Raw genomic sequence first — 25,027 nt, 5'->3', positions numbered from 1 at the left:
CCGGTCACTGATGGAGATCCTGGCGATCGTCGTTGCCGGGGCGGTGGGTGCCGTGGCGCGCTTCGTGGTCGACTCTCGCCTGAAAGCTCGATGGGGGCAGGATTTCCCGTGGCAGACGTTGACGATCAACGTCTCCGGATCCTTGCTGCTGGGTGTGCTGGCCGGGTTGGTGCTGTTCCATGGCGCACCCGGTCCGTGGCAGACGATCGTCGGCACCGGATTCTGTGGCGGATACACCACTTTCAGCACCGCGAGCTTCGAGACCGTACGACTCGTGCAGCAACGCAGACACCTGCTCGCCCTGGGCTACGGGCTGTCCGGCATCGTCGTGTCCACGGCCGCCTGTGGACTCGGCCTCGCGCTCGTCTACCTCGCGTGAGCGGCTTCCCTCACGCCTGGTTCTGCTGTGACAGCTGTGTCTGAGCGGTCTGGATGATCTGCTGAGTGCCGCTCTGGGACAGCCCGGGAAGCTGACCGAGGATGTTGCGGACCACCTGGTGGTCGTCGCGCACCTTCTCGCTGGACTGGATGAGAACCGTGCCCGCGCCGGTGAAGTCGAACTGTTGCTCCTCCCCACTGTGCGCACCGAACATGTGGGCGCCTGCCGCGGCGAACCCGTTGATCCAGTTCTGGTCGTAATGGTGGCTCGGCGACGGGCAGTCCGCCCACCCGATGAGGGCCTCCGGGTCCACCCGGAGCGGAGGTTCGGCGAACATCACCGGTCCGTTGGATGAGGCGAGGAACTTCCCCGTCCCGATGAGGGTGAGGAATCCGGGGACGATCGACTGGTTGAGCTGTAGACCCGGTTGAAAGGCGAGCAGGTTGGCCGACCGGACCGTCAGGTTGCCGTCGTCGAGGTCGTAGGAGTTGATGTCGTACCCGCGGTCGCCGATGATCAGTGTGCCGTGACCCTCCGCGATCACGAAGTCGTTCAGGTACATCGGCGCACTGAACGTTCCCGCGATGGACGAGAGTGCTGCTTGTCGGAAGCCCTGCATCAGCGAGACGAAGTTCATCTGACCGTAGTAGGCGATCATCGCCCCCTTGGACATGATCCAGGGTGAGTCCAGCGCGATGTAGTACGCGTAGGTGTTGCCGGGGATGTTGTCGTCGCCCGGTAGCTGCGCCGGGTTGAGCACTCCACTCACGTCGGCCTCTCAAAGTTTCTCTTCGGATGCCTGCACGTACACGATTCCGGTACCGCTGCAGTGCAACTGCATTGCCTCGCCGCTGCCCCGTCCGACGGCGTCGCGCCAGCCCGCGGCTGATCGAACCTGGGTATGGACATTCCCCTGTGTTCCCACGAAGGCCTGCGGATCGACGACCACCGGATTGTTTCCCACCGGAACCTCCATGATCTCGCCGTGCGCCAGCAGGACCACCGCACCCTGACCGCTCAATTGTGTGGTGAACATCCCGTCGCCGGTGAGGGCGCCCTGGGCCGCACCCCGTAGCGCACCCATCAACCCGCCACCCCCACCACCCCCGGAGGCGGTGGACATCGAGACCACCGACGCCTGGAGTCCCGCCGTGTACCCCAGCATGCGGGACATGTCCGCGGTGATCTGTCCGCCGTTGCCCAGATCGACCACGTGGACCGCGAGCCCGCGGAACCCGTAGTGCACGATGCCGAGGCCCTGGGCGAGCATGGTCGCCTCCTGCTCGCCGCGCATCATCCGCCCGGCCATCCCGGCGGCAGCGCCCACTCCCATCCCACCGGCACCGGGGATGCCATGCGGCGCGAAGTGCACGTCGCCGGTGTAGAACAGCATCGCGCCGCGGCGAGCGACCACACCACCCGCGCGGGCCAGGTCGACGCTGACCACCTTGCTGTTGATCTTCTCGAACACCATGACTCAGCGCTCCGCGGGTTGGATGGACACGATGCCGTTGCCCTGCCACCGCAGGGAGAACGCCTCACCGCTGCCGTGACCCACGGCGTCGCGCCAGCTGACGTCGGTGACGAAGGACTGCTGCAGTTGGCCTTTGGCGGCGACAAAGGCGTCGGGGTCGACCACCAGAGGCAGACCGGGGTTCACCTCCAGGTGGATGAGGGGGCCACCCGCCGAGAGCAGGGCCACCTGTCCGGTGCCGGTGACCGTGGTGGTGAACAGGCCCTGCCCCGAGCTCATGCCCCGTAATCCGGTGAACGTCACGTTGTTCTGGAGATTGCCCGCCATGGCGAGCAACTGGCGGGATTCGACCTGGATCGTCTCGTTGTTCAGGTGGAGCACCGTGGTGTACTGCGCGTTGACCGCGAGATGGACGAGCCCGGAACCGCTGCACTCCATCAGCTTGAGACTCTCCCCGGTCGCCCGTTGCTTGAGCCCGGCGAGCACCCCGGACCCACCGCCGAACCCTGCCGTCTTGAACTGCACGGTGCCCTGGTACGACACCATCGAGCCGCTGATCGCGCGGACCGAGGAGTTGTTCAACCGGACTTCCACGATGCGCTTGGAATACTCGGCCAGTTCCGCCATCCGCGCTCCTCAGGGCAGTGGTGCACTCCGAATTCGATTCGTCGGCATCATCGTAGATACAGATCGGGCAAACCGGCGCGGAAACCGCGCGGTCGACGGTCGAGTGGGCCGTCATCCCCGTCGAGTGGGCCGTCGTTCAGGATCGGCCGATGGCTGCGCGGTCGGTGGGGCAGGAGAACCGCCGGCGGTAGGCGGTGGGGGAGACTCCGACAGTCGCGCCGAAGTGATGACGGAGCAGAGTGGCCGATCCGAACCCCACGCGCTCGGCGACCTCGTCGATCGACAGCGACGTGGACTCCAGCAGATTGCGTGCGTGCAGGACCCGCTGTTCGGTCAACCATTTGTGTGGAGTGGTGCCCACCTCGTCGACGAACCGCCGGGCGAACGTGCGCGGCGACATCACGGCGCGAGCGGCGAGATCGGCGACCGCGATCTCGACATGCAGGTTCTCCAACATCCATCCGAGCACCTCGCCGAAGCCGTCGCCTGCACAGTCGGGGACGGGTGTCTCGACGTACTGACGCTGACCGCCGTCACGGTGGGGTGGTACGACCATCCGGCGGGCGATGCGGTTGGCAACCTGCGGTCCCAACTCCTCTCGGACCAGATGTAGGCAGGCGTCGATACCCGCGGCGGTACCCGCGCTGGTGATGATCGGCCCGTCCTCGACGAAGAGGACGCTCGTGTCCACGGTGACGTCGGGGTACATCGCGGCCAATTGCGTGCCGTAGCGCCAATGGGTCGAACACCGCCTGCCGTCGAGCAGACCGGCCGCGGCCGCGGCGAATGCGCCGGTGCACACCGTGAGGACACGACCGCCGCGACGGACGACCTCCCGCAGGGTCTCCAGATAGTCGTCGTCGAATGCGGACGGGTCGCCGATTCCCCCGGCGGGTACCGCGACGACATCCGCGTCGAGCGCCGCGGTCAACGGATGTGGGGCGGTCACCGAGGTGCCGTTACCGGAATCGAGCGGGACTCCCGGCGTGGGTGAACACACCAGGAATTCGAACGGCGGCACCCCGTCGTCGGTGCGATCGATCCCGAACACCTCGTTGATCACGCCGTACTCGAACAGGGCCACCCGGTTCTGCACGATGACGGCGACCTTCCGCAACATGTCGTCAAGTATGGCAGAAAATTTGCGAAGACTGTCTATCCAGCCACTGGTGGCAGGATATGTGTGCGCGGACAGTTACAGACATGGAAATCGCAATCGTCCTCGTTCCCGTCCTGATCTTCACGATCGTAGTCGTCTATCGCAATCACCAACGCACCGAGCACATCTCGCGGATGCCGCTGGGCTACATCGGCCCCTTCGGTCCCGATGCCGACCGGGTCACCGCAGAGCTGCAGATGCTGGAGCAGTACCGGCGGGGTCACGATGGTGCCTGATCCGCGCGTCGCGGTGCTGCTCCGACTCGACCCGGCAGACGCCGTACGCGCTGGTGTCGAACGCCAGTTCCCGGGAGTCGGAGGCATCGCGGCATATCAACCACTGCGACGACTGCACGGCTGGTCGCCGGAGGTCGCGCGGGGGATCGTCGACGAGGTCCTGTCCGGTACCGTCCGGACACCCGACGACGTAACGGATCGCGTGGTCTGTCTCGCGGACCTCGTCGACGTGGTCGACACCGCGATCGCCCGTGGTCTGCACGAGCTCTCGGGCTGCACTGCCCCGGTGCCGCGAACGCCGCCCCGCTCGGTGTGAACGACGGCCCGCTCGACGCCGGGCTCCGTCGCAGGATCTCGGTCAGGTCAACGACCCAGGCGTTCACCGGATTCCGGATCGAACAGGTGGACGATACCGCCGCTGACCTGCCGCAATCGGATGCCCTCGCCCAGTTTGGCGGGCGCGCGCCGCGCCGACCGGGCGACCAGTGAGACCGAACCGCCCTCCAGCGAGGTTATGGCCGCGTCGTTGACGTCGGCGTGGACGTAGGTCTCGCTGCCGAGTTCCTCGAGCAGGGCCACGTCGGCGTCCACGCCGTCGCCACCGTCGGCGAGTTCGAGCTGTTCGGGCCGGATACCGACCGTGACGTAGCTCAACCCGGACTGCTTCAGCAACGCGGCGGAGTCCTGCGCGAGTTCCACCGGCGACCCCGCGACGTGCACCGTGCCGTCCTGTACGGGTGCGGTGAACAGATTCATCGCCGGCGATCCGATGAATCCGGCGACGAATGCGTTACGGGGATGATCGTAGAGATCTGTGGGTGTGGAGAACTGTTGCAGGACACCGTGCTTGAGCACTGCGACGCGGTCGCCCATGGTCATCGCCTCCACCTGGTCGTGGGTGACGTAGACGGTGGTGGTGTTCAGTCGGCGCTGGAGGGCTGCGATCTGCGTGCGGGTCTGCACGCGGAGTTTGGCGTCGAGATTGGACAGCGGCTCGTCCATGCAGAAAACCTGCGGTTCGCGGACGATCGCGCGTCCCATGGCGACGCGTTGGCGCTGGCCACCGGAGAGCCTGGCCGGCTTGCGATCCAGATAGTCGGTGAGGTCGAGGAGTTTCGCGGCGTCGGCCACCTTCTTCTCGCGTTCGGCGGTGGAGATACCGCGCATCTTCAGCGCGAATCCCATGTTCTCACCGACGGTCTTGTTGGGGTACAGCGCGTAGTTCTGGAAGACCATGGCGATGTCGCGGTCCTTGGGGGCGACACCGACCATGTTGCGACCACCGATCTCGATCGCACCGCTGTCGATCTCCTCGAGACCGGCGAGCATGCGCAGCGCGGTCGACTTGCCCGAACCCGAGGGACCGACCAGGACGACGAACTCGCCGTCATCGATGTCGAGATCGAGGGAGTCGACCGCGAGTTTGTCGGCCCCGGGGTAGACGCAGCAGGCGCGGTCGTAGGTGATGTTTGCCATGGGGTTCTCCTTGTGACGAGCCGGGGAGCAGGGGGTGGGTGGCTATTTGATGGCGCCGAAGGACAGGCCGCGGACCAGCTTGTTCTGCGCGATCCAGCCGCAGATGACGACGGGCAGCGCGGCGAGCACCGACGCGGCCGACAGTTGTGCCCAGAACAAGCCTTGTCCGGACATGAACCCGGTGAGGAACACCGGCATGGTCTGCGCGTTCACCGCGGTCATGTTGACCGCGAAGAAGAACTCGTTCCAGGAGAAGATCACGCAGATCAGTGCGGTGGCAGCGATGCCGGGAGAGATCAACGGCAGGATCACCTCGCGTACCGAGGTCCACAGACCCGCGCCGTCGATACTGGCCGCCTCCAACAGTTCACCGGGAACCTCGAGGAAGAACGACCGCATCATCCAGACGGCGATGGGCAGGTTCATCGCCGTGTAGAGGATGACCAGTGTCCAGATGTTGTCGAGCATGCCGATCTTGCCGACGATGACGTACAGCGGGATGATCGCGGCCACGATCGGCAGCATCTTGGTGCTGATGAAGAAGAACAACGCATCCGAGGTCTTGCGGACCGGTCGCAGCGACAGCGCGAACGCGGCGGGCACGCCGAGCAGCAGCACCAGCGCCGTCGACACGATGGTCGCGAACAAGGAGTTCAGCAGCGGGGTACCGATACCCGCGTCGAACACGTTGCGGAACTGCTCGAGAGTGGGCGTGAAGACGAAGCGCGGCGGGTTGGTGGCCGCATCGCTCTCTTTCTTGAACGCGGTGATCACCATCCACAACACCGGGAAGAAGAACCCGACGGCCAGGATCCAGGTGAGTGTGGTCAGCGCACCGGCCGACGGTCGGCGGCGTCGGGTCACCGTGGGAGTGGCCCGGTGTTCGGTTGCGGAGGGGCGGGGGGCGGTTGTGGTCATCAGGCAGGCTCCTCGGTTCCGCTGAAGCTCTTGAAGATGAGTCGAAGCGCGAGTGTCGCGACGACGATGGTGCCGATGACGGTCACCACGCCCATCGCGGCGGCCTGGCCGATGTCGAAGCCCAGAAATGCGCGCTGGTAGATGTAGAACGGCAGATTGGAACTGGCGACGCCCGGACCGCCGGAGGTCATCATGTACACCGCGTCGAAGGTGTTGACCAGGTAGATGGCGCCGAGGACGGTCCCCAGCTCGATGAAGCGACGCAGGTGGGGCAGGGTGAGCTCGCGGAACAACCGGAAGCTGGTCGCCCCGTCCACCCGGGCTGCCTCCTGGATGTCCCGGGGCATCGACTGCAGTCCGGCCAGGATGAGCAGCATCATGAACGGTGTCCACTGCCATACCAATTCGGCCATCACGCTGGCCAGCGGGAACTCGCTGAGCCAGTCGACATCGAGGCCCAACGGACGCAGCGCCCAGTTGACCAACCCGTTGGTGGGGGACAGCAAGCTGGTCTTCCACAACAACGCCGATGCCACCGGGGTGACCAGGAATGGGGTGATCAACAGGGTGCGGACCACGCTGCGGCCGACGAACTTCCGGTCGAGAAGTAGGGCGAAGATCAACCCGAGGATCACCGAGATGACCACCGTCCCGACGATCAACAACACCGTGTTGCCGGTCACCGACCAGAACTGGCTGTCTTTGAAGACCTCGACGTAGTTGTTGAGCCAGTTGAATTTCCGCGATCCCGGGCGGACCAGGTTCCACGACTGCGTGGAGTAGTACAGCGTCACCAGGAACGGGATCTGGGTGACGATGATCATGAAGATCAGGGCGGGTAGCAGCGGGCCGCGCCGCCGCCACCCCTCGGCGCGTGAGATGTGGTCGCGGCCCGAGCTCAGGGGTTGCGGATCCCGCGACGCGTCCGCGCCCGGTTCGACCAATGCGGTGGCCACTGCGGTCACCTCTCGTTCTTGTAGGTGTTGCCCACGGCTTCGGCGTAGGTCTGTGACTGGGTGAGTGCGTCGTCCACGCTGATCTGACCGGCGATCGCGGCGCTGATCTGCTGGCTCACCCGGGTGCCCAGATCCTGGAACTCGGGGATGGCCAGGAATTGCACCCCGGTGTAGGGGACCGGCTCCAACGACGGTTTGGACTGGTTGGCGGCCTTCATCGCGGACAGCGTGGGCTCGGCGAATGCCTGGGACACCTGCTTGTAGGCGGGGAGATCGTAGGTCGACAACCGGCTGCCCGGCGGTACGTGACTGGCGCCGAGCTGATCGGCGACGGTCTTGATGTACTTCTTGTCGGTCATCCACTGGATGAATTTCCAGGCGCCGTCCTTCTTCTTGCTGCTGGAGGGAATGCCCAACGACCAGGTGTAGAGCCAGCCGTTGTCCCCCTTGGCCATACTCGGTGCCTGGGCGTAACCGACGTTGCCCGCGATGGTCGAGGTGTCGGGGCTCTCCAACACCGACACCGCCGAGGTGGCGTCGTACCACATCGCGGTCTGTCCCTGCGACAACAGGTTTCCGCACTCCTGGAAGCCGGACGAGGAGGCGCCGGGTTCCCCGTACCGCCGGACCGTGTCGACGTAGAACCTCACCGCGTCCTTGACCTGAGGACTGGTCAGTTGCGCGTTCCACTTCTCGTCGAACCATCGGCCGCCGAAAGCGTTGATGACCGTGTCGAGGGGTGCGAGAACCTCACCCCAGCCGGGCTTACCGCGCAGGCAGATGCCGGACACCTTGCCGCGGTTCAGCTTCTTCGCCGCCTCGGCGACCTGCGGCCAGGTGGGCTTCGCCGGCAGGCTGACACCCGCGTCGGCGAACATCTTCTTGTTGTACATCAGGAACGACGACTCACCGTAGAACGGTGCCGAGTACATCGAACCCTGGTACGAGAGAGCGTCTTTGAGGGTGGGGATGAAGTCGTTCGCATCGTAGTCGGGATCGGCGGACATATACGGCGTGAGGTTGACCAACCAGCCGTTCTGGGCCCACATCTTGGTCTCGTAATTGCTGATCATCACGACGTCGAACTCGCCCCCACCGGTCGACACCGAGGCGGTGATCTTGGCTCGGGCCTCGTTCTCCGACAGGGTCACGAAACGGAGCTTGACGCCGGGATTCTCGCTCTCGAAGCGGTGTGACAGCGAGATGGCGTCGGTCATCTGGGAGTTGGAGACCAAGGCGATGGTCACCGAATCACCGCCACCATCGGTGAACGAGCCCGCGCCCGCGCAACCGGTTGCGACCAGTCCCATCACGGCCAGGCAGGTGGTGGCGGCCAGGCGGCGACGGTGCCCGCGCGAACCGCTCCGGCGGTGCGCCAGACGGGCGAACAGTGTGCGAACCCGCGGACGCGGCCCGGCGGGACGTGGACGGTGTTGATGTGCAGTCACCGTTGACCTTTCTGTGCGGACAGCAGCCACTGCGCGGTGTCCGAGTCGGTCACCAGGATGGTGGCGAACCCACCGCGCAGCGCGCCGAGGATGGACTCCTGGCGGTGAGCACCACCGGAGACCAGAACGGCCGTCGAACAGTCGTGCACCTTGTCCAGGGAGACCGAGACGGTGCGGTCGACGAGCGTGGACGGCACGGGCACGCCGTGCATGTCGTAGAAGCGGCCGCCGATCTCACCGACGGCACCGAGCTCGGACAACTCACCCAGTACGGCACTGTCGATGAACGCTCCCTCGAACAGGGTGGTTGACGTGGACACCGAACCGACACCGAAGAGCATGATGTCGGCCTGCTCGGCCGCGAGCAGTGCCTGCGACAGGATGGAGTCACGACGCATGGCGAGGACGGTCTCGCGATCGGCGTACAGCGGTGCGACCAGGCGCATCGGCTGGGCGTGCAGGCGTTCGGAGAAGCGCGCCAACGCGTGATCGACGCCGGTGTGATAATCGACCGACGTCATCGAGCCGTCCATCTGCACCACCCGTCGACACGACGCGTTGCGGGCACTGATCGCGTCGGCGACGGCGACCTGTTCAGGGCCCCACGTGAATCCGAAGGTGTCGGTGGGTTGTATGCGGCGCGCGAGGAGTGATGCCGCGGCTCGGCCCAGTGCGGCGTCACCGGTGGGCGTGCCGTCGGCGGCTTCGTCGATGATGAGCACCTCGTCGAGTCCGAACTCGGTTTCCACCGCACGCTCGGTGTCGGGGTGGATCGAGCCACCGAGATGATCGGGTGCGGCCACGCTCACCTGCACAAGACCCTGAGCACGGGCGCGGGCGACCAGTCGGCCGGCCGTCGGCCGCGAGACACCCAGCCGAGCCGCGATCTCGGCCTGGGTCAGGCCCTCGAGGTGGTACATCGTGGCGGCCCGTACCAACAGCCGCAGATCGTGACCGGAGTCGGTCACCGCGCGTACGGGAAGATCGGGCACGTCGCTCCTCGCTCGATGGAATGGCCTCGTCGCCGGCGCCGGGAACACCTGGGTGAGCAAATGTTCACTAGCGAAACTTCTGCTCATGAGGCTACCATCGCGAGTGTGACGTACGCAACACAGCTATCGAAAAGTGACCGCATCGGCACAGACATGCGGGCAAGCGTTCTCGACCCGGGCGGTGCGCTGACCGTGCAGCGACGACCGGTTCCAGCACCGCGTCCCGGGGACGTGTTGGTTCGGGTCAGCGCGGTCGGAGTGTGTGGCAGCGACGCGCACTACCAGCGGCACGGGCGGATCGGAGACCACGTGGTGACCGCGCCGATCGTGCTCGGACACGAGGCTTCTGGCCGCATCGTCGCCGTCGGTGCCGGGGTCGACGAGAGACGTGTGGGGGAACGTGTGTCGATCGAACCGCAACGCCCGGACCCCGACACGGCCGAATCTCGTCGCGGTGACTACAACCTGTGCCCGCATGTGCGGTTCTTCGCCACGCCTCCGGTGGACGGTGCCCTCGCCGAGTACGTCACCATCGGCTCGGCCTTCGCGCATCCCGTCCCGGACTCGGTCAGCGACGAGGCCGCCGCGCTGTTCGAACCGCTGTCGGTGGGTATCGCCGCGGTGGGCAAGGCGGGTGTGGGAATCGGCGGGTCGGTGCTCATCGCCGGAGCCGGACCGATCGGTCTGCTGTGCGCGCAGGTGGCCCGCGTCGCGGGTGCGACCCGCATCGCGGTGACCGACATCAGCGCCGAACGTCGTTGCCTGGCCACAACCTTTGGTGCGACCGAGACCCCGGCGCCCGACCACGCCGCAGCAGGCAACGGCTTCGACGCCTTCATCGACGCCTCGGGTGCGCCATCCGCCGTCCGGGCCGGAATAGCGCACGTTCGGCCCGGTGGCACAGTGGTGCTCGTGGGAATGGGAGCCGACGTGATGGAACTCCCGGTGTCACTGATCCAGAACCGCGAGATCATGCTCACCGGGGTGTACCGGTACGCCAACACCTGGCCGGTGGCCAGGGAGTTGGTGACGTCGGGACGGGTGGATCTCGACGGGATGGTCACCGCCCGATTCGACCTCGACGACGTCGATGCGGCATTGTCGGCCGACCGGATACCCGGTGCGGTCAAGGCGGTCGTCTACCCCGGCGGTGTGCCCGACAGCCTGAACGACCGCACGTGGAGCGGTGTCCGATGACGAGTGATCACCAGGGAGTCCAGACCATGTCGATCGAACTGTCCGACGCCACGCTGCCCATCATCGACTCCGTGTGCACACCCGGATACGACCGGACCGAACTCGTCACCGGAATCGTGCACGTCGGGGTCGGGGGGTTCCACCGTGCCCATCAGGCGATGTACCTCGACCGGCTGCTCGCCACCGACCCCACCGCCCGCGACTGGGCGATCTGCGGGGTGGGGGTGCGCCCGGGCGACGCCGCGATGCGCGACGCCCTGCACGCGCAGGACGGTCTGTACACCCTGACGCTGAAGTCGCCGGACGGGAACACGGACACAGGGGTGATCGGTTCCATCGTCGATTATCTGTACGCCCCCGACGATCCAGAGCGGGTCATCGAGACCATGGCGTCACCGCAGACACAGATCGTCTCGCTCACCGTGACCGAGGGTGGATACAACTTCGCCCCGAGCACAGGGGAATTCGACGCGTCCGACCCGGAGGTGGTGGCCGATCTGCGTCCGGGCGCCACCCCGGTCACCGTCTTCGGCCTGGTCACCGAGGCCCTGCGCCGTCGACGGGATCGGGGAGTCGAGTCGTTCACCGTCATGTCGTGCGACAACATCCAGGGCAACGGCGAGGTCGCACACCGGACGTTCGAGACGTTCGCGCGGCTCAAGGATCCGGATCTCGCCGACTGGATCGCCGCGCACACCCGTTTCCCGAGTTCCATGGTGGACCGCATCACCCCGGCCACACCCTCGGGGTTGCGGGCCGAGGTGGTCGATCGCACGGGAGTGGACGACCGGTGGCCGGTGGTGGCGGAGCCGTTCACCCAGTGGGTACTCGAGGACGCGTTCTCCATGGGCCGCCCGGCGCTGGAGACGGTGGGGGTACAGGTCGTCGACGACGTGGCCCCGTACGAACTGATGAAGCTGCGACTGCTCAACGCCGGCCATCAGGCGCTGTGCTACTTCGGTCACCTCATGGGGTACCGGTACGTCCACGACGCGGCATCGGATCCGTTGATCCGAGAACTGCTGCAGCGGTACATGGCCGAGGAGGGCAGGCCGACCCTGTTAGCGGTGCCGGGGGTGGACCTCGACGACTACTGCGCGACACTGATCGACCGATTCTCCAACCCGGCGATCGCCGACACGATCGCCAGGCTGTGTCAGGACTCCTCCGACCGCATCCCGAAATGGCTTGTCCCGGTGGTCCGCGAACAATTGGCCGCCGGTCGCGCCGTACAACTGTCCGCAGCGGTCGTCGCCGCGTGGACCCGGTACGCCGAAGGCGTGGACGAGCACGGGGCGCCGATCACGGTCGTGGACCCGTTGGCCGACATGTTGGTGCCGCTGGCGCGCCGGTCACGACACGACCCGCTCGCGTTCATCGGCAACCGCGACCTGTTCGGCGACCTGGTCGACGACAACCACTTCGTCCGACCGTATCTGTGGGCGTTGGACCGACTGCGCGCGAGAGGAGCACGACAGACCCTCGGGGAGTTGCTCGACCACCCCGATCCGCGTTGAGATGCCGGACGGAGCTCTCGGAACGAAACTGCGGGAGATCCGATTTCCCGCAGTTGTCGCGGTACAGCACGACAGACCCTCGATGAACTGTTGGCCGACGATCGGTGAGACCCGGTTCACGACCTATCGCCGGGTCAGGGTCAGTTCGGCGGCGTCGCGGTACCGGTCGACCACCTCCGGGGTGGCCGGGGCGGTGAACTCCGCGCGGTCGGCGGACCGCCAGTCCGGAAGGGTGGCCGAATACGCCCACGCGGCCTGACGGGCGGCGCCGAGGGCCACGTATTCGGCGGCCGACGGCACGGTCACCGGCCGACCGAACAACGATGGTGCGATGCGTTGTACGGCCGACGAGCGTGCCCCGCCACCGATCAGGATCACGCGATGTACGGCGGTGCCCTGCGCGAGGATGTATTCCATGCACGTGACCAGCGAACAGAGCAGCCCCTCCACCGCGGCGCGAGCGACGTTGGCGGGGATGAAGTTGTCCGAGGTGATTCCGTGCAACGAACCTGAGGCCGCGGGCAGGTTGGGACTGCGCTCGCCGTTCAGGTAGGGCACCAGCACCAGACCGCCGGCGCCGGGTTCCGCCGACAATGCCAATTCCGAGAACGTGGACAGGTCCACCCCCAGGCTGGAGGCGGTCGCCGCGAGGACGGGCGCGCCGTTGAGGGTGCAGACCAACGGCAGTTGTCGACCGGTCGCATCCGCGAATCCGGCCACCAGCCCTCCGGGATCACGGGGTGCGGTGTTAGTCACCGCCGACACCACCCCGGACGTCCCCAGTGAGACAACACAATCGCCAGGTTCGGCGACGAGCCCCAGTGCGGCAGCGGCATTGTCACCGGCTCCAGGTCCGACGATCGCTCCGGATGCGGTTCGTCCCACGGTGGCATCGGGTTCGGCGACCTCGGGCAGGTGTGGGCTACGGCCCCGGAGCGCCAATTCCAGAAGATCAGTGCGATAGGTGGTGGTGCGCGCGGAGAAATATCCGGTACCCGAGGCGTCGCTGCGGTCGGTGGTCAGTGCGGCGAGATCTGATGATCCTCTGAGGCGCCAGGTGAGCCAGTCGTGGGGGAGGCACACCGCCGCGGTGGCGTCGGCGTGGTGGGGTTCGTGATCGGCGAGCCACCGTAGCTTCGCCGCGGTGATCGCGGCGACGGGCACCACGCCGACCTCGTCGACCCACCTCTCCGGTCCACCGAGGTCGCTCACGAGGTGCGTTGCGGCGTCGGCCGATCGGGTGTCGTTCCACAGCAATGCCTCTCGCACCACACGACCGGAGTCATCGAGACAGATCATCCCGTGTTGCTGGCCACCCACCGACACCGCGGCGACGTCGTCGAGGCCCCCCGCCTCGTCGACCGCGCGGACCAACGCGTCCCACCACCGTTCGGGATCGACGGCGGTACCCGCGGGATGGGCGGATGATCCGGTGCGCAGCACCCGACCGGACTCGGCGTCGCAGACCACCACCTTGCACGACTGGGTGGACGAATCGATACCGGCGACCGGCGTCATACTGCCTCCTACGCTTCGGGATGACTCCCGTGGTCCACGGTAACCATCTTTCCGGTGTCGATCCCGGGGTTCGGGACGTGCGATGTCCACCGCCGGGCGGCGGAACCGGGCACACTGGATGTGTGACCGACGACACCACCACGACGAGCGACACCGCCGGCGGATTGAACTACCTCATGGACATGGACGGGGTCTTGGTCCACGAGGAGCAGCCCATACCCGGTGCGGATCAATTGATCACCGAACTCCGTTCGGCCGGGATCCCTTTCATCGTCCTGACGAACAATTCGATCCGTACACCCCGCGACCTGCGAGCCCGGTTGCTCAACACCGGACTCGACATCGAGGAGGAGTCGATATGGACGTCCGCGCTCGCCACGGCCACCTTTCTCGCCGAGCAACGTCCGGGAGGCTCGGCCTACGTGGTCGGCGAGTCGGGACTGACCACCGCGCTCCACGAGATCGGGTACGTGCTGACCGAGAGCAGACCCGACTACGTAGTGCTCGGCGAGACCCGTACCTACTCGTTCGAGGCCATCACCACCGCCATCCGGTTGGTGGGTTCGGGGTCACGGTTCATCGCGACCAACCCCGATGCCACCGGCCCATCGGTGAACGGGCCGTTGCCCGCAACGGGGTCGGTCGCTGCATTGATCACTCGGGCGACGGGTCGGGAACCGTACTACGTCGGCAAGCCGAACCCGCTGATGATGCGCAGCGCCTTGCGCAGGATCGGCGCGCATTCGGAGACCACGCTCATGATCGGTGACCGGATGGACACCGATGTGGTCGCCGGACTGGAGGCGGGATTGCGGACGATTCTGGTGATGTCCGGGATCTCGACCCGGAAGTCGGTCGAGATGTATCCGTACCGACCGACACTGGTCATCGATTCGGTGGCCGACCTGCTCGGCCATGTCGCCGATCCGTTCCGTGATCAGCTGCCGCCGACGGAGGTGGCGACGTCGTGACGCTGACCCGCCAGGTGACGTGGACCTCTCACCAGTAGATGCCCGGCACCAATCGCGCGATGCGCTTGGCCGTGGGCGGCAGTTGCGGCGCGGGCAGCGCCGTCCGACCACCCGAGCCACCGTCGGACGGGGTGGATGCGCTCTCGACTGGCTTCTCGCCCTTGGCCGCACTCGACTCCGGGAACAGTCGATACGCCTGGTGTAGCAACAGGTTACGGAACCGTGGGGCGAACAGCCCGGTGAACTCGGCGATGGTACCGACCGGTGTCTCGATACGGACCGGACGCTTCTCCATCGCTCGTATCACCATGTCGGCGGCCTCATCCGGCGACGACGTCGGCATCGATTGGTAGATGGTGGTCGGCGCGATCATCGGGGTCCGCACCAGTGGCATCTTCACCGAGGTGAACGTGATCCCGTCGTCGAAGGTCTCCGAGGAGATGACGTCGCTGAACGCGTCCAGCGCGGCCTTGCTGGCCACATAGGCGGCGAAGCGGGGGACCTTGGTCTGTACGCCGATCGACGAGATGTTCACGATGTGGCCGAACCGCCGTTCGCGCATACTGGGCAACAGTGCGAGGATCAGGCGCACCGCGCCGAAGTAGTTCACCGACATGGTGCGTTCGAAGTCGTGCATCCGGTCGAGTGAGTGCACGATGCCGCGCCGGATGGACCGCCCTGCGTTGTTGACCAGGAAGTCGACGTGGTCGTGTTCGTCGAGCACCTTCTTGACCATCGACGCGACCGACTCGTCGTCGGTGATGTCACACGGGTATCCGTATGCCGCACCACCATCGGCGCGGATGCCGTCCACCGCATCCTGCAGATCCTCGGCGCCACGGGCCACCAGCAGCAGCACGGCACCGCGCGCGGCCGCCTTGTGTGCGGTGGCCAGGCCGATACCCGACGACCCACCGGTGATCATCACGTGCCGCCCGGCCAACTGTCCGGAGCCACTGGGCCGTCGTGCCCGATTCGGGTCCAGGTGTGCGTACCAGTAGCGATAGAGCCGCCCGGCATAGGTGTCGAAGTCGGGTGGGGTGATGCCGGAACCCGACAGCAGCTTCTGGGTACGGGTGGAGTCGAACACGGACGGGAACGTCAGATGATCGATGACGACCGGCGGGACGCCGAGTTGGTCGAGTATCAGGTCGCGGGCGATCTTCACCCCCGGTAGGTCCGCGGCATGCAACGCCGGCTCGGCGACCACCGACGGGATGGAGCCGACGGCCATCGGCGCACCGGCGGCGGCGGCCAGCGCCCCGTAGATCTCCCGGGTCGATTGCGGTCGCGGATTGACCAGGTGGAAAGCCTGCCCGTCGAGGCCGCGACCGAGGACGAGCTCGACCATCGCGTCCGCGACGTAATCGACGGGCACGACATTGGTGGCCCCGATGTCGGGCACCAGAGTCGGTAGCAGAGCAGGTAGCCGGGCGAGCAGACGCAGCGCGGTGAAGAAGTAGTACGGACCGTCGATCTTGTCCATTTCGCCGGTCCGTGAGTCGCCCACCACGATGGCCGGCCGGTACACCCGCCACCGCAATCCAGGTGTCCCGCGGACCATCTTCTCCGCGATGAACTTGGTCTCGTGGTAGGGCGACGGCAGATTCTGTCCGACGTTGAAGTCGCCCTCGGTGAAGATCCCCCTGTGGTCACCGGCCACGGCCACCGACGAGACGTGGTGCAGGGTGGCGTCGAGTTTCAGCGCGAGATCGATCACCGCTCGAGTGCCGTCGACATTCGCTGCCTGCGACTGGTCGGCGGATGCGGTCATGTCGTAGACGGCGCCGAGGTGGATCACGTGGTCGGCCGCGGGTGGGTCCTCGGTGAGTCCCAGACCTGGCTCGGTCAGGTCACCGACCAGGGGGAGGAGTCGATCGCCAGCGTCGAGATCCGCGGCCAGCCGTTCGACCTTGGGTACCGACGAGGAACGGACCAGAGCGTGGACGACCGCATCCGGTTCACGCTGCAACAGCCGTTCGAGGACACGGCGACCGAGAAATCCGGTGGCACCGGTGACGATGTAGGTGGACACGGATGACTCCTCAAACCTGTTCGACTGCATTGCCCGCGCAGCTCATCCTGTCCCATCGACCGGGTGGCGGGCATCGAAACCGGCGTATCGATACGGGCGAACCGAGACTGATCAGGTGGACGGGTGGAGAGAGCGGTCTCCACCCGAACCTCCACCCGTGGGCCGATCAGATCGCGGCCCGGTCGGCGCAGAGTTCTCTTCCATCAGCAACAACGCACCGACACCGAGGAGCACACAATGTCCGACTTCGTTCAGGCCCTTCTGATCAGCGGCGGGATCTTCACCGTCGTCGTTCTCACCCAGTACGGCACCCACGCTCTGACCGCCAAGGCCATCATCCGGCCGCTGCTGATGGTCGCCGGGGTCGGCTACTTCTACCTCAAGGACGCGCCCACCGACGCCACGTCACTGCGGGTCTACGCGGTCGGTGCCGCGGTGGGTCTCGTGTTCGCAGGCATCGCCGCCGCCGTGACCCGCGTGGTGCGGACCTCCGACGGCAACCTCGCCACTCGCTGCGGTCTCGGGTTCGTGGCCATCTGGTTGATCGCGGTGGTCGCTCGCCTCGGGTTCGTGTGGTCGGTGGAGAACGTCGCGAGCTTCCACAACTGGTTCGGCGTGCAGATGATCACCCACCACATCTCCGTCGACACCGTGGCCCCCTTCTTCGTGATCTGGGCGTTGACCATGGTGCTGGGACGCACTCTGATCATCCAGGCCCGCACCAGGCTCACCGCACCGGTTCACACCCCGGCCGCGATCGCGCCGCAGGTCACCGCGGTCAGCTGACCACGGCTCACCCCCACCACACGGCACCGCCCGCGACCACTGGTCGCGGGCGGTGCCGTGCGGTGCGGGCTGTGTGGTGCGGTGGACCCGATTCAGCTCCGGTCGAACTGACCGCGGATGAACTGCAGCGCGGGCAGCGCGGCAAAGAGATCCGGCAACACGTGGTTGACGGCGAGCTTGGGGAAGATGGCCGGGGTGCGGTCGGTGATGACGGTGACGTTCGCGCCCTGGCGGCGCCAGTCGCTGACCAACTGCATCACCTGTCCGTGCGGGATCACGTCGTCGTTGATCCCCGTGTCCACCAGTACCGGGGCGTTGGGCTTGAGCGTGCCGATACGTTGTTCGTCGACCACGCGCTGCGCCTCGGGATGGGCGGCGAGGACCTGTGACAGCGACTTGCCGGACCTGATCCACTCATTGGTGCGGTGGAAGCCGAACTGCAGCACGGAGTCACCGATGCACTGGGTGGACGTGGCCGCCAGCGCGGCCCGTCCGGTGGCGTTGGTCTCGGCGCCGAGGATTGTCTTCAGCGGCGGGTAGCGGTCGACGAGGCCGTTGATCGCGTAGCCGATGGCGCCGGCGATCGAGGTTCCGTCGATGGCACTGACCACTTTGGACAGGTCGGCGGGCGGGGCGCCGGCGTAGGTGCCGCGCACGTTGAGCTCGGGTGCGTAACCGGAGGCGAGTTCGGCGGCCGATGCGCTCGCGCCGCCACCCTGCGAGTACCCCCAGAAGCCCACCGGGCTACCGGCGGGTAGCTTGTCGGCGGCGAGCGCGGCCCGAGCACCGTCGAGAACGGCGTGCCCCTCCTCGAGCCGGTTCACGTAGGTGTGGATGCCCGGTGTGCCCAACCCGATGTAATCGGTGAGCATCACCCGGACCCCCTGGGTGAGCAACAGGTAGGCGAAGAGGAACTCGTAGTTCGCACCGATGGTGGGCTTGGTGAGGTCGACGGACACGGGGAAGTCGAACATCTTGGAGGGTGCGCACTGGTCGCCTTGACCGATGGTCCCCGGTGCCAGCACCACGGTCGGGCGAGCACCCCGACCGGTCCACGCCGCGCTCGGGTTGATCAGAGTTCCGGTGACCGCCGTGCGGGACCCGTCGACCTCGGTGGAGGTGTACATGATGCGCCGGCCGGTACCCGGGAAGCTGTTGGCCACCCCGGGGATCTGCAGGAACAGCGGTGACGGCTGGGTGCGGACCACCGAACCGGGGGCGGGTAGCGACGTGGGCGGGACATAGAACGCCGGTGACGCGGATGCGGGCGTGGGGGCGGCCGTGGCCGGTGAGGTGGTGAGTGACAGGGCGAGGCAGGTCGCCATTCCGGTGACCACCGAACCCAGGACCGTCGACCGTCGTCGTGTGAACATGAGGTGACCATAGGCTCGGACGGCGGTCGTGCATCGGACAATTCACCGAAGTCGGTGAATTGTCCGGATCAGCCTGCAGTTTTCTCGGTCGACTTCTCGTGCAGATGGGTCCGGACCCGCCAGATGATCACCCCGACGATCACGATGACCGCGACGGCGATGGCGGTGCCGCGTCCTGCGGTCTTCGCGACGGTCTCGTAGGAGTTGCCCGCGAGATACCCGAGTACCACGAACCCGGCACCCCAGACCAGTCCACCGAGGGCGTTGAACGGCAGGAACCGTCGATAGGGCATGCGGGCGATCCCCGCGAGTGCGGGCATGACGGCACGGAAGAAGGCAACGAATCGACCGAGGAAAACCGCCCAGCCGCCACGGCGGGCGAGGAAGTCCTGCGCCTTGTCCAATCGGGTGCGGTGCTTCTGCAGGATCCTCATCTCCAGGACCCGAGGGCCGAGGTGTTTGCCGATCTCGAAGCCCACGCTGTCACCGGCGATCGCGGCGACGACCACGATGACGATCATCAGGGTGAGACTGACATGACTGCGGCTGGCGTCCACACCGCCGATGACGGCCGCGGTCTCCCCGGGGATGACGAAACCCACGAAGATGGCGTCCTCGGCGAACACCAACAGCGCCACGATCAGGTACACGTACACCGCCGGGATCGTGAGGATGTGATCGAGGATCGACGACACGGGGCACCTCCTGAGAACGTTCGCTCGGGCCACCGTTCGGCGGCGCTCTCAGCGTAGGTGGTGCCCACCGATCACAGTCGGTCACGTCCCGGGGCCGCCCGGGTGGTCACTCACCCGACCCGGCTAGGCGGATTACTTGCGGTCGTCGATGATGTCCAGCACCTCGTCGGCGCTGATCTTCTTGGCGACCAGCTTGCCGTTCTTCACTTTCCTCACGCTGAACGTGTCCTTGTGCTTGCCGGCCGCGACGTGCAGACCGACCTTCTGCGCGCGCTTGTTGAGGTCTTCGAGCTTCACGAGCCGGGACCATAGCCGATGAAGATGAACAGTCGAGGCCGCGTGGCCGACGACCACCGGGAGTCACCGCGAGTGCGCATGCGAACGAGCCGGACGTGCTTACAATCTCGTCGCCCATCACCTCAGCCCGGTGATGTGCGGCGCCGAGACCGCGGAACGAGAAACGATGACGGACACGGATCCTTCTTCGCTGGCACAGGCCATGCGTCTCATCGACGAACTCGAGACCATGGCCGACCGTCTGGTGGCCGAACTGGAACGAACTCCCGCGAGCCGGATGGAGAATGCGAGCCGACGCCGGGACCTGCACGAGGTGCGTCACCAGATCCGGGCGTTGCAGCGGGCGTATCCGGGATGAGCTGACCACCACCGGATACGAGGAGGCCCCGACCGCGTGTCCGCGATCAGGGCCTCTGCTGTGTCTCAACCAACACATCTGTCGACGGATCCGGGCTTCGCCCTTCTCCTGTCACATCAGAATCGGATCCGGGCTTCGCCCTTCTCCTCTGTCGGGGTAGCGGGATTCGAACCCACGACCTCTTCGTCCCGAACGAAGCGCGCTACCAAGCTGCGCCATACCCCGTGGTCATCTCGCGACAACCTGAAATAGCGTACCCCCCGACCCGCGCTCCGATTAAATCGGCAGGTCAGAAAATCACACCGGGATCAGAATTCCGCTGGGGATCAGCGCCGCTCGGCGGCCAACGGCGGCAGCGACTGCGCCTCCTCGAACGTCGCGTCACCGTGTGACACCGGCGTGAGGGTGAGCAGGGTGGCCTCGGGTCGGCAACAGAACCGGGCAGGTGCGAACGGTGACGTGCCGAGTCCGGCACTGACGTGCAGCTTCATCGTCGATCCCCAGCTGGAGACTCCCTTCACCCGGGAGCGGTCCAGGTTGCAGTTGGTAACCAGCGCCCCGTATCCGGGTAGGCACAACTGACCACCGTGGGTGTGTCCGGCCAGGACCAGGTCGTAACCGTCGTCGGCGAAACGGTCGAGCACGCGGGGCTCGGGGGAGTGGGTGAGTCCCAGTCGTAGGTGCGCCAACGGATTGGGCCTGCCCTCCACGGTCTCGTAGCGATCACGGCCGATGTGCGGGTCGTCGACCCCGGCCGCGACGGTCCGCACCCCGCTGACCTCGAGTTCGCGCACGGTGTGGGTGGCGTCGAGCCATCCGCGTTCGGTGAACGCCGCGCGGAGGTCCTGCCAGGGCAACGGCTCCCCGTGGACACGCTTGTGATCCTTCTGGAAGTAGTTGAACGGGTTCTTCGGCTTGGGGCCGAAGTAGTCGTTGGACCCGAAGACGAAAAGACCCGGCCGTGACAACAGGCCGCCCAGCGCCTGGACGACCGCGGGCACCGCGTTCGGGTGCGCAAGGTTGTCGCCGGTGTTGATCACCAGGTCCGGTTCGAGGGCGTCGAGTTCGGAGACCCAGGCCTGTTTCAGGCGCTGATTGGGGGTCATGTGCAGGTCGCTGATGTGCAGCACCCGCAGCGGCGTCGCCCCCGGTTCGAGCACGGATACGGTGTTGTGCCGCAGGACGAATGCGTTGCGCTCGATCACCGTTGCGTAGGTCAGTCCGGCGACGCCGAGACCGACCGTCGCCGCCGCGGCGCGGGCGGCGGTGCGATTGACAGCTGGGTCCACCACCTCAGGATACGCACGTCGGCGACCCCGCGGCGTAGCGTCTGCTGCCATGGGCGAACAGTCAGCTGAGAATCAACAGCTCGGGAGCAAACAACGGATCCGCGCCGACCTCGCCACCGCGATGAAGGCGAAGGACACGCTGACCACCGGCACCCTGCGGATGATCCTCGCCGCGATCGGCGCCGAGGAGGTGTCCGGGAAGCAGGCGCGCGAACTCGGCGACGACGAGATCGTCACCGTGCTGACGCGGGAGAAGAAGAAGCGGGCCGAGAGTGCTCGGGTGTTCGCCGACAACGGTCGGCACGAGCTGGCCGACAAGGAACGCGCCGAATCCGAGGTGATCAGCCGCTATCTGCCCACCAAACTCGGCGACGACGAGGTCGCGACGATCGTCGACTCGGCGATCGCGCAGGTGACCGAGGAGACGGGTGAGGCACCCGGGATGCGGCAGATGGGCCAGGTCATGAAGGTCGCGACCGGCCTCGCGGCCGGCGGGGCGGACGGCAAACGGCTCTCCACCGCGGTGCGTGCCCGACTGCGGTGACCCACAGGCCCACCCGGCGGAACCATCGCCGGTCAGCCGCCGTTGTTGCCGCCGATGACGATCGGTCCGAGGCCGGGGATCTGCAGTGTCGTCGGGGGACCGACGGCGGGCGCGGGTCCGCCCCCGCCGTTGGAGTTGCCGGGTTGCGGCGCCGGTGTGGCACTCCGTCCGGTGCTCACGTAGATGGTGATGGTGCTGCCCGGGATGGCGGTGTCCGACGGTGAGGTGAACGCCACCGTCCCCTGTTGCGCGCCGCTGTCGGTGGTGAGTTGGTTGACCTTGAACCCGGCCTCCTGCAGCGTCGCCGTCGCCCTGCTCGCGGTCTGTCCGGTGACGTCGGGGACCTGACCGTTGTTGCTGCCGTTCACGTACTTCTGATCGGGCTCCGGCAGATGTATGGGGCCGTACATGGTGGCGATGGGTTGCATCGCCTGGTACCAGATCTGGGCCGGTTCGTTGCCGCCGTAGAGGTCGCCGCTGTAGCACTGGCGCAACGGTGAGGTGCAGATGTCGCTGGGGGTGGGGGAGTCTCCGTAGATGTACGACGAACCCGCGAACTCGTTGGTGAACCCGAGGAACGCCGACGACCGGTGCGCCTCGGTGGTGCCGGTCTTACCGGACAGCGGCAACGACCACCCGGCGCCGCCCGCAGCCCCGGCAGAGGTGCCGCCGCCGCGGTCGTCCTGACTCAGCGCGTTGGCCAGGGTGTCGGCGAGCCCGGGTTCGACGACCTGCTCACACTTGGGCGGCTCGAACGGCACCGGCACCGTGGCCGGCTTGCCGTCGGGTCCGATCACCTGGTTGCCGTAGCGATCCCGCTTCGGCTGGGTGATGGAGGCGATCGGATTGGGCGGACACCACATGCCGTGCGATGACAAGGTGGCCGCGACGTTGGACAGCTCGAGGCCGTTCACCGCGAACGGACCCAGGGTGAACGACCCGAAGTTGCCCTTCTTGATGTAGTCGGCCAGGCTCATGTCGCCCTGGCCGGAGGTGCCGGGCTGACCGTAGGAACGCAGCCCGAGCCGGACCGCCATGTCGACGGCCGGTTTCACACCGACCGTCTGCAGCATCTGCACGAAGGGGGTGTTGGGCGAGGTCGCCAATGCCTGCGTCAGCGACAGGGCCGCCGGGTACGTGCCCGCGTTCTTCACGCAGTAGTAGTTGGCCGGGCAGCCGTTGGCCCCGTTGCTGTCACCCATCCCACGCGCCGAGAAGTACTGCGGAACGCTCAGCGTGGTGGCCGTGCCCAGACCCTTCTCCATCGACGCGGCGACGGTGAAGATCTTGAAGATCGATCCCGCGCCGTCGCCGACCATGGAATAGGGCTGCGGTTGCACGGTCTGGTATTGCTGCTGGTTGAGTCCGTAGTTCCGACTCGACACCATGGCCACCAGGTCGTGGGACTGGCGTTGCGGGGTCCACGGCCGCAGCACGCTCATCACGTCGGCGACACCGTCGAGATCGGGGCTGGCGATGCGCTGCGATGCGCGCAGCACACTGCTCTGCACACGCGGGTCGAGGGTGGTGCGGATGGTGTAACCACCGCGCAGCACGGTGTCGCGGGAGATGCCGTTCTCGGCCATGAACTGCAGTGCGTAGTCACAGAAGTAACCGGCGTCCTTGGCCGAGATGCAGCCCTGCGGCAGGGTGCGCGGGGCGCGCAGTACGCCGAGTGGTTTGGCCTTGTCGGCACGGAACTCGTCGGCCCGCTGCGGGAAGTTCTGCACCATCGTGTCCAACACCAGGTTGCGGCGGTCGGTCACGCCCTTGGGGTTGGTGTACGGGTCGAGTGCCGAGCTCGACTGCACCATGCCCGCGAGCATCGCCGCCTGCACCGCGTCCAGCGCCTTGGCGGGCTTGCCGAAGTAGGTCTGGGCGGCGGCCTCGATGCCGTACGCGCCGTTGCCGAACGGCACCAGGTTCAGATACCGGGTGACGATCTCCTTCTTCGCCTCCTGTTTCGCGGCGGCCGGGCTGAGGTTCTTGTCGCGCTCCGCCTGCTCGGTGAGGCTCTGCTCCAGGCTCAACGCCATCCGCACCTCGCGCAGTTTGCGTGCCGGGGTGGTCTCGATGGCGGCTGCGCGGTCGGCCTCGGTACGGGCCAGTACGAGGAGTTGGTAGTTCTTGATGTACTGCTGATCCAGGGTCGACGCGCCCTGCTGCACCTCACCGGACGACGAGTTCTTCAGCGCCGCGCGGATGGTGCCCTTCCAGTCCACACCGTCGTGTTCGAGAAACCGCCGGTCCTCGATCGAGATGATCGCGCGGATCATGTCGGGCGCGATGTCGTTGTATCCGACCTGCTCGCGCCGTTGGTCGTAGAGGTAGGCGATCGGGGCGCCGTTCACGTCGGTGACCGTGGACACTTCCGGGACCGTGCCGTTGACCAGCTCGGATGACACGTTCTCGACCGTGCTCGCGGCCTTGTTGGAGACGTACCCGACGCCGCTCGCCACCGGGAACAGCAAACCCGCGACGAGGACACCGGCGAGGAGGCAGCAGCCCGCGATCGCCCACAGGGCCTTGGAACGAGAGCCCGTTTGATCTGACACGTGGGCCAGGATACGTCCCCACCCGCGCCGCACCGGGCCCTGACATGGGACGGCGCGGCGTTTGGACGTTGGTACCGATTTTTTGCTCTCGGGACTTGACTCGCGAAGCACGCCAAATCTAGATTTAGAACTCCGAATGTGACTCACATAACAGTTGCGGACGAATGTGTTCTGGGCATCCAGAACAGGGTGTAGGCGCGGACCACGTGTACAAGCGCAGATAAGGG

25 protein-coding genes and 1 tRNA gene are annotated in these 25,027 nt (G+C 66.4%); 9 read left to right on the top strand and 17 right to left on the bottom strand.

From position 1 onward, the window contains the following. Nucleotides 1-10 precede the first annotated feature (10 nt). Complete coding sequence (gene crcB, locus BW971_RS09025; protein WP_076478689.1) at nt 11-379, top strand: fluoride efflux transporter CrcB; 369 nt, start codon at nt 11-13, stop codon at nt 377-379. 10 nt (nt 380-389) lie between these two features. Here crcB and BW971_RS09020 read toward each other — a convergent pair whose 3' ends face one another. The 4 genes from BW971_RS09020 to BW971_RS09005 form a co-directional block, all read right to left on the bottom strand. Then, nucleotides 390-1,148 (bottom strand): AIM24 family protein, encoded by a 759-nt coding sequence (locus tag BW971_RS09020; protein WP_076478687.1) that lies wholly within the window; start codon nt 1,146-1,148, stop codon nt 390-392. 9 nt (nt 1,149-1,157) lie between these two features. Continuing rightward, complete coding sequence (locus tag BW971_RS09015; protein WP_076478685.1) at nt 1,158-1,853, bottom strand: AIM24 family protein; 696 nt, start codon at nt 1,851-1,853, stop codon at nt 1,158-1,160. A gap of 3 nt (nt 1,854-1,856) precedes the next feature. Beyond that, nucleotides 1,857-2,480, bottom strand: coding sequence for an AIM24 family protein (locus BW971_RS09010; protein WP_076478683.1), 624 nt, complete (start codon nt 2,478-2,480; stop codon nt 1,857-1,859). A 136-nt stretch (nt 2,481-2,616) separates the two neighbouring features. Continuing rightward, the gene (locus tag BW971_RS09005; protein WP_076478681.1) at nt 2,617-3,600 is read right to left on the bottom strand and encodes a GlxA family transcriptional regulator; all 984 of its coding nucleotides are present in this window, start codon (nt 3,598-3,600) and stop codon (nt 2,617-2,619) included. A gap of 83 nt (nt 3,601-3,683) precedes the next feature. Here BW971_RS09005 and BW971_RS09000 point away from each other — a divergent pair, with 83 nt between their 5' ends. Together BW971_RS09000 and BW971_RS08995 are read left to right on the top strand one after the other, a co-directional pair. Continuing rightward, on the top strand, nt 3,684-3,875 hold the full coding sequence (locus tag BW971_RS09000) for a hypothetical protein (RefSeq protein WP_076478679.1): 192 nt from the start codon (nt 3,684-3,686) through the stop codon (nt 3,873-3,875). Next, entirely contained in the window at nt 3,868-4,191 is a 324-nt protein-coding gene (locus BW971_RS08995; RefSeq protein WP_143690270.1) for a hypothetical protein, read from the top strand. Before BW971_RS09000 ends, BW971_RS08995 begins: the two co-directional genes overlap by 8 nt. Before the next feature lie 47 nt (nt 4,192-4,238). Here BW971_RS08995 and BW971_RS08990 read toward each other — a convergent pair whose 3' ends face one another. From BW971_RS08990 to BW971_RS08970, 5 genes are all read right to left on the bottom strand, one after another. After that, nucleotides 4,239-5,351 (bottom strand): ABC transporter ATP-binding protein, encoded by a 1,113-nt coding sequence (locus BW971_RS08990; protein ID WP_076478675.1) that lies wholly within the window; start codon nt 5,349-5,351, stop codon nt 4,239-4,241. A 42-nt stretch (nt 5,352-5,393) separates the two neighbouring features. Continuing rightward, nucleotides 5,394-6,269, bottom strand: a complete 876-nt coding sequence (locus BW971_RS08985) for a carbohydrate ABC transporter permease (RefSeq protein WP_076478673.1) — start codon at nt 6,267-6,269, stop codon at nt 5,394-5,396. Continuing rightward, on the bottom strand, nt 6,269-7,225 hold the full coding sequence (locus BW971_RS08980; protein ID WP_076478911.1) for a carbohydrate ABC transporter permease: 957 nt from the start codon (nt 7,223-7,225) through the stop codon (nt 6,269-6,271). The genes BW971_RS08985 and BW971_RS08980 overlap by 1 nt, the downstream gene beginning before the upstream one ends. Nucleotides 7,226-7,230: 5 nt before the next feature. Then, on the bottom strand, nt 7,231-8,535 hold the full coding sequence (locus tag BW971_RS08975) for an ABC transporter substrate-binding protein (RefSeq protein ID WP_076478909.1): 1,305 nt from the start codon (nt 8,533-8,535) through the stop codon (nt 7,231-7,233). A 134-nt stretch (nt 8,536-8,669) separates the two neighbouring features. Beyond that, complete coding sequence (locus BW971_RS08970) at nt 8,670-9,665, bottom strand: sugar-binding transcriptional regulator (protein WP_076478671.1); 996 nt, start codon at nt 9,663-9,665, stop codon at nt 8,670-8,672. Between the two features lie 153 nt (nt 9,666-9,818). Between BW971_RS08970 and BW971_RS08965 the strand changes: the two genes are divergently transcribed. Together BW971_RS08965 and BW971_RS08960 are read left to right on the top strand one after the other, a co-directional pair. After that, nucleotides 9,819-10,862 (top strand): NAD(P)-dependent alcohol dehydrogenase, encoded by a 1,044-nt coding sequence (locus tag BW971_RS08965; RefSeq protein ID WP_076478669.1) that lies wholly within the window; start codon nt 9,819-9,821, stop codon nt 10,860-10,862. Between the two features lie 26 nt (nt 10,863-10,888). Beyond that, a complete protein-coding gene (locus BW971_RS08960) occupies nt 10,889-12,379 on the top strand; it encodes a mannitol dehydrogenase family protein (protein WP_076478907.1) in 1,491 nt (496 codons plus the stop codon). A gap of 123 nt (nt 12,380-12,502) precedes the next feature. Here the strand turns inward: BW971_RS08960 and xylB are convergent, their stop codons facing one another. Next, nucleotides 12,503-13,897 carry a xylulokinase gene (xylB, locus tag BW971_RS08955; RefSeq protein WP_076478667.1) on the bottom strand — a complete coding sequence of 465 codons (1,395 nt, stop codon included), beginning with the start codon at nt 13,895-13,897 and terminating at the stop codon, nt 12,503-12,505. Between the two features lie 176 nt (nt 13,898-14,073). On the opposite strand from xylB, the gene BW971_RS08950 reads away from it, so the two are divergent. After that, nucleotides 14,074-14,868: an HAD-IIA family hydrolase gene (locus tag BW971_RS08950; RefSeq protein WP_076478905.1), complete on the top strand. Its 795-nt coding sequence runs from the start codon at nt 14,074-14,076 to the stop codon at nt 14,866-14,868. A 28-nt stretch (nt 14,869-14,896) separates the two neighbouring features. On the opposite strand, the gene BW971_RS08945 is transcribed toward BW971_RS08950, so the two are convergent. Continuing rightward, nucleotides 14,897-16,903 carry an SDR family oxidoreductase gene (locus BW971_RS08945; protein ID WP_076478903.1) on the bottom strand — a complete coding sequence of 669 codons (2,007 nt, stop codon included), beginning with the start codon at nt 16,901-16,903 and terminating at the stop codon, nt 14,897-14,899. Between the two features lie 237 nt (nt 16,904-17,140). Here BW971_RS08945 and BW971_RS08940 point away from each other — a divergent pair, with 237 nt between their 5' ends. After that, entirely contained in the window at nt 17,141-17,689 is a 549-nt protein-coding gene (locus BW971_RS08940) for a hypothetical protein (RefSeq protein WP_076478665.1), read from the top strand. A gap of 92 nt (nt 17,690-17,781) precedes the next feature. Here BW971_RS08940 and BW971_RS08935 read toward each other — a convergent pair whose 3' ends face one another. The 3 genes from BW971_RS08935 to BW971_RS21655 form a co-directional block, all read right to left on the bottom strand. After that, entirely contained in the window at nt 17,782-19,014 is a 1,233-nt protein-coding gene (locus BW971_RS08935; RefSeq protein ID WP_234974321.1) for a lipase family protein, read from the bottom strand. Nucleotides 19,015-19,130: 116 nt separating this feature from the next. Then, entirely contained in the window at nt 19,131-19,757 is a 627-nt protein-coding gene (locus BW971_RS08930; RefSeq protein ID WP_076478661.1) for a DedA family protein, read from the bottom strand. A 132-nt stretch (nt 19,758-19,889) separates the two neighbouring features. Beyond that, nucleotides 19,890-20,054, bottom strand: coding sequence for a hypothetical protein (locus BW971_RS21655; protein ID WP_200799392.1), 165 nt, complete (start codon nt 20,052-20,054; stop codon nt 19,890-19,892). A 166-nt stretch (nt 20,055-20,220) separates the two neighbouring features. On the opposite strand from BW971_RS21655, the gene BW971_RS08925 reads away from it, so the two are divergent. Then, nucleotides 20,221-20,412: a hypothetical protein gene (locus tag BW971_RS08925; protein ID WP_143690269.1), complete on the top strand. Its 192-nt coding sequence runs from the start codon at nt 20,221-20,223 to the stop codon at nt 20,410-20,412. A gap of 151 nt (nt 20,413-20,563) precedes the next feature. Here BW971_RS08925 and BW971_RS08920 read toward each other — a convergent pair. Both BW971_RS08920 and BW971_RS08915 read right to left on the bottom strand, forming a co-directional pair. Next, nucleotides 20,564-20,637, bottom strand: a tRNA-Pro gene (locus BW971_RS08920). 101 nt (nt 20,638-20,738) lie between these two features. Then, on the bottom strand, nt 20,739-21,701 hold the full coding sequence (locus BW971_RS08915; RefSeq protein WP_234974314.1) for a metallophosphoesterase: 963 nt from the start codon (nt 21,699-21,701) through the stop codon (nt 20,739-20,741). A gap of 49 nt (nt 21,702-21,750) precedes the next feature. Between BW971_RS08915 and BW971_RS08910 the strand changes: the two genes are divergently transcribed. Continuing rightward, a complete protein-coding gene (locus BW971_RS08910; protein ID WP_076478655.1) occupies nt 21,751-22,245 on the top strand; it encodes a GatB/YqeY domain-containing protein in 495 nt (164 codons plus the stop codon). Nucleotides 22,246-22,277: 32 nt separating this feature from the next. On the opposite strand, the gene BW971_RS08905 is transcribed toward BW971_RS08910, so the two are convergent. After that, nucleotides 22,278-24,800, bottom strand: coding sequence for a penicillin-binding protein (locus BW971_RS08905; protein WP_076478901.1), 2,523 nt, complete (start codon nt 24,798-24,800; stop codon nt 22,278-22,280). Between the last annotated feature and the right edge of the window lie 227 nt (nt 24,801-25,027).

This window comes from Williamsia sterculiae, from assembly GCF_900156495.1.
In the GTDB taxonomy this organism is placed as follows: Bacteria; Actinomycetota; Actinomycetes; order Mycobacteriales; family Mycobacteriaceae; genus Williamsia_B; species Williamsia_B sterculiae.
The sequence above is the reverse complement of the archived record's forward strand: the minus strand, read 5'-3'. Positions and strand labels throughout refer to the sequence as shown.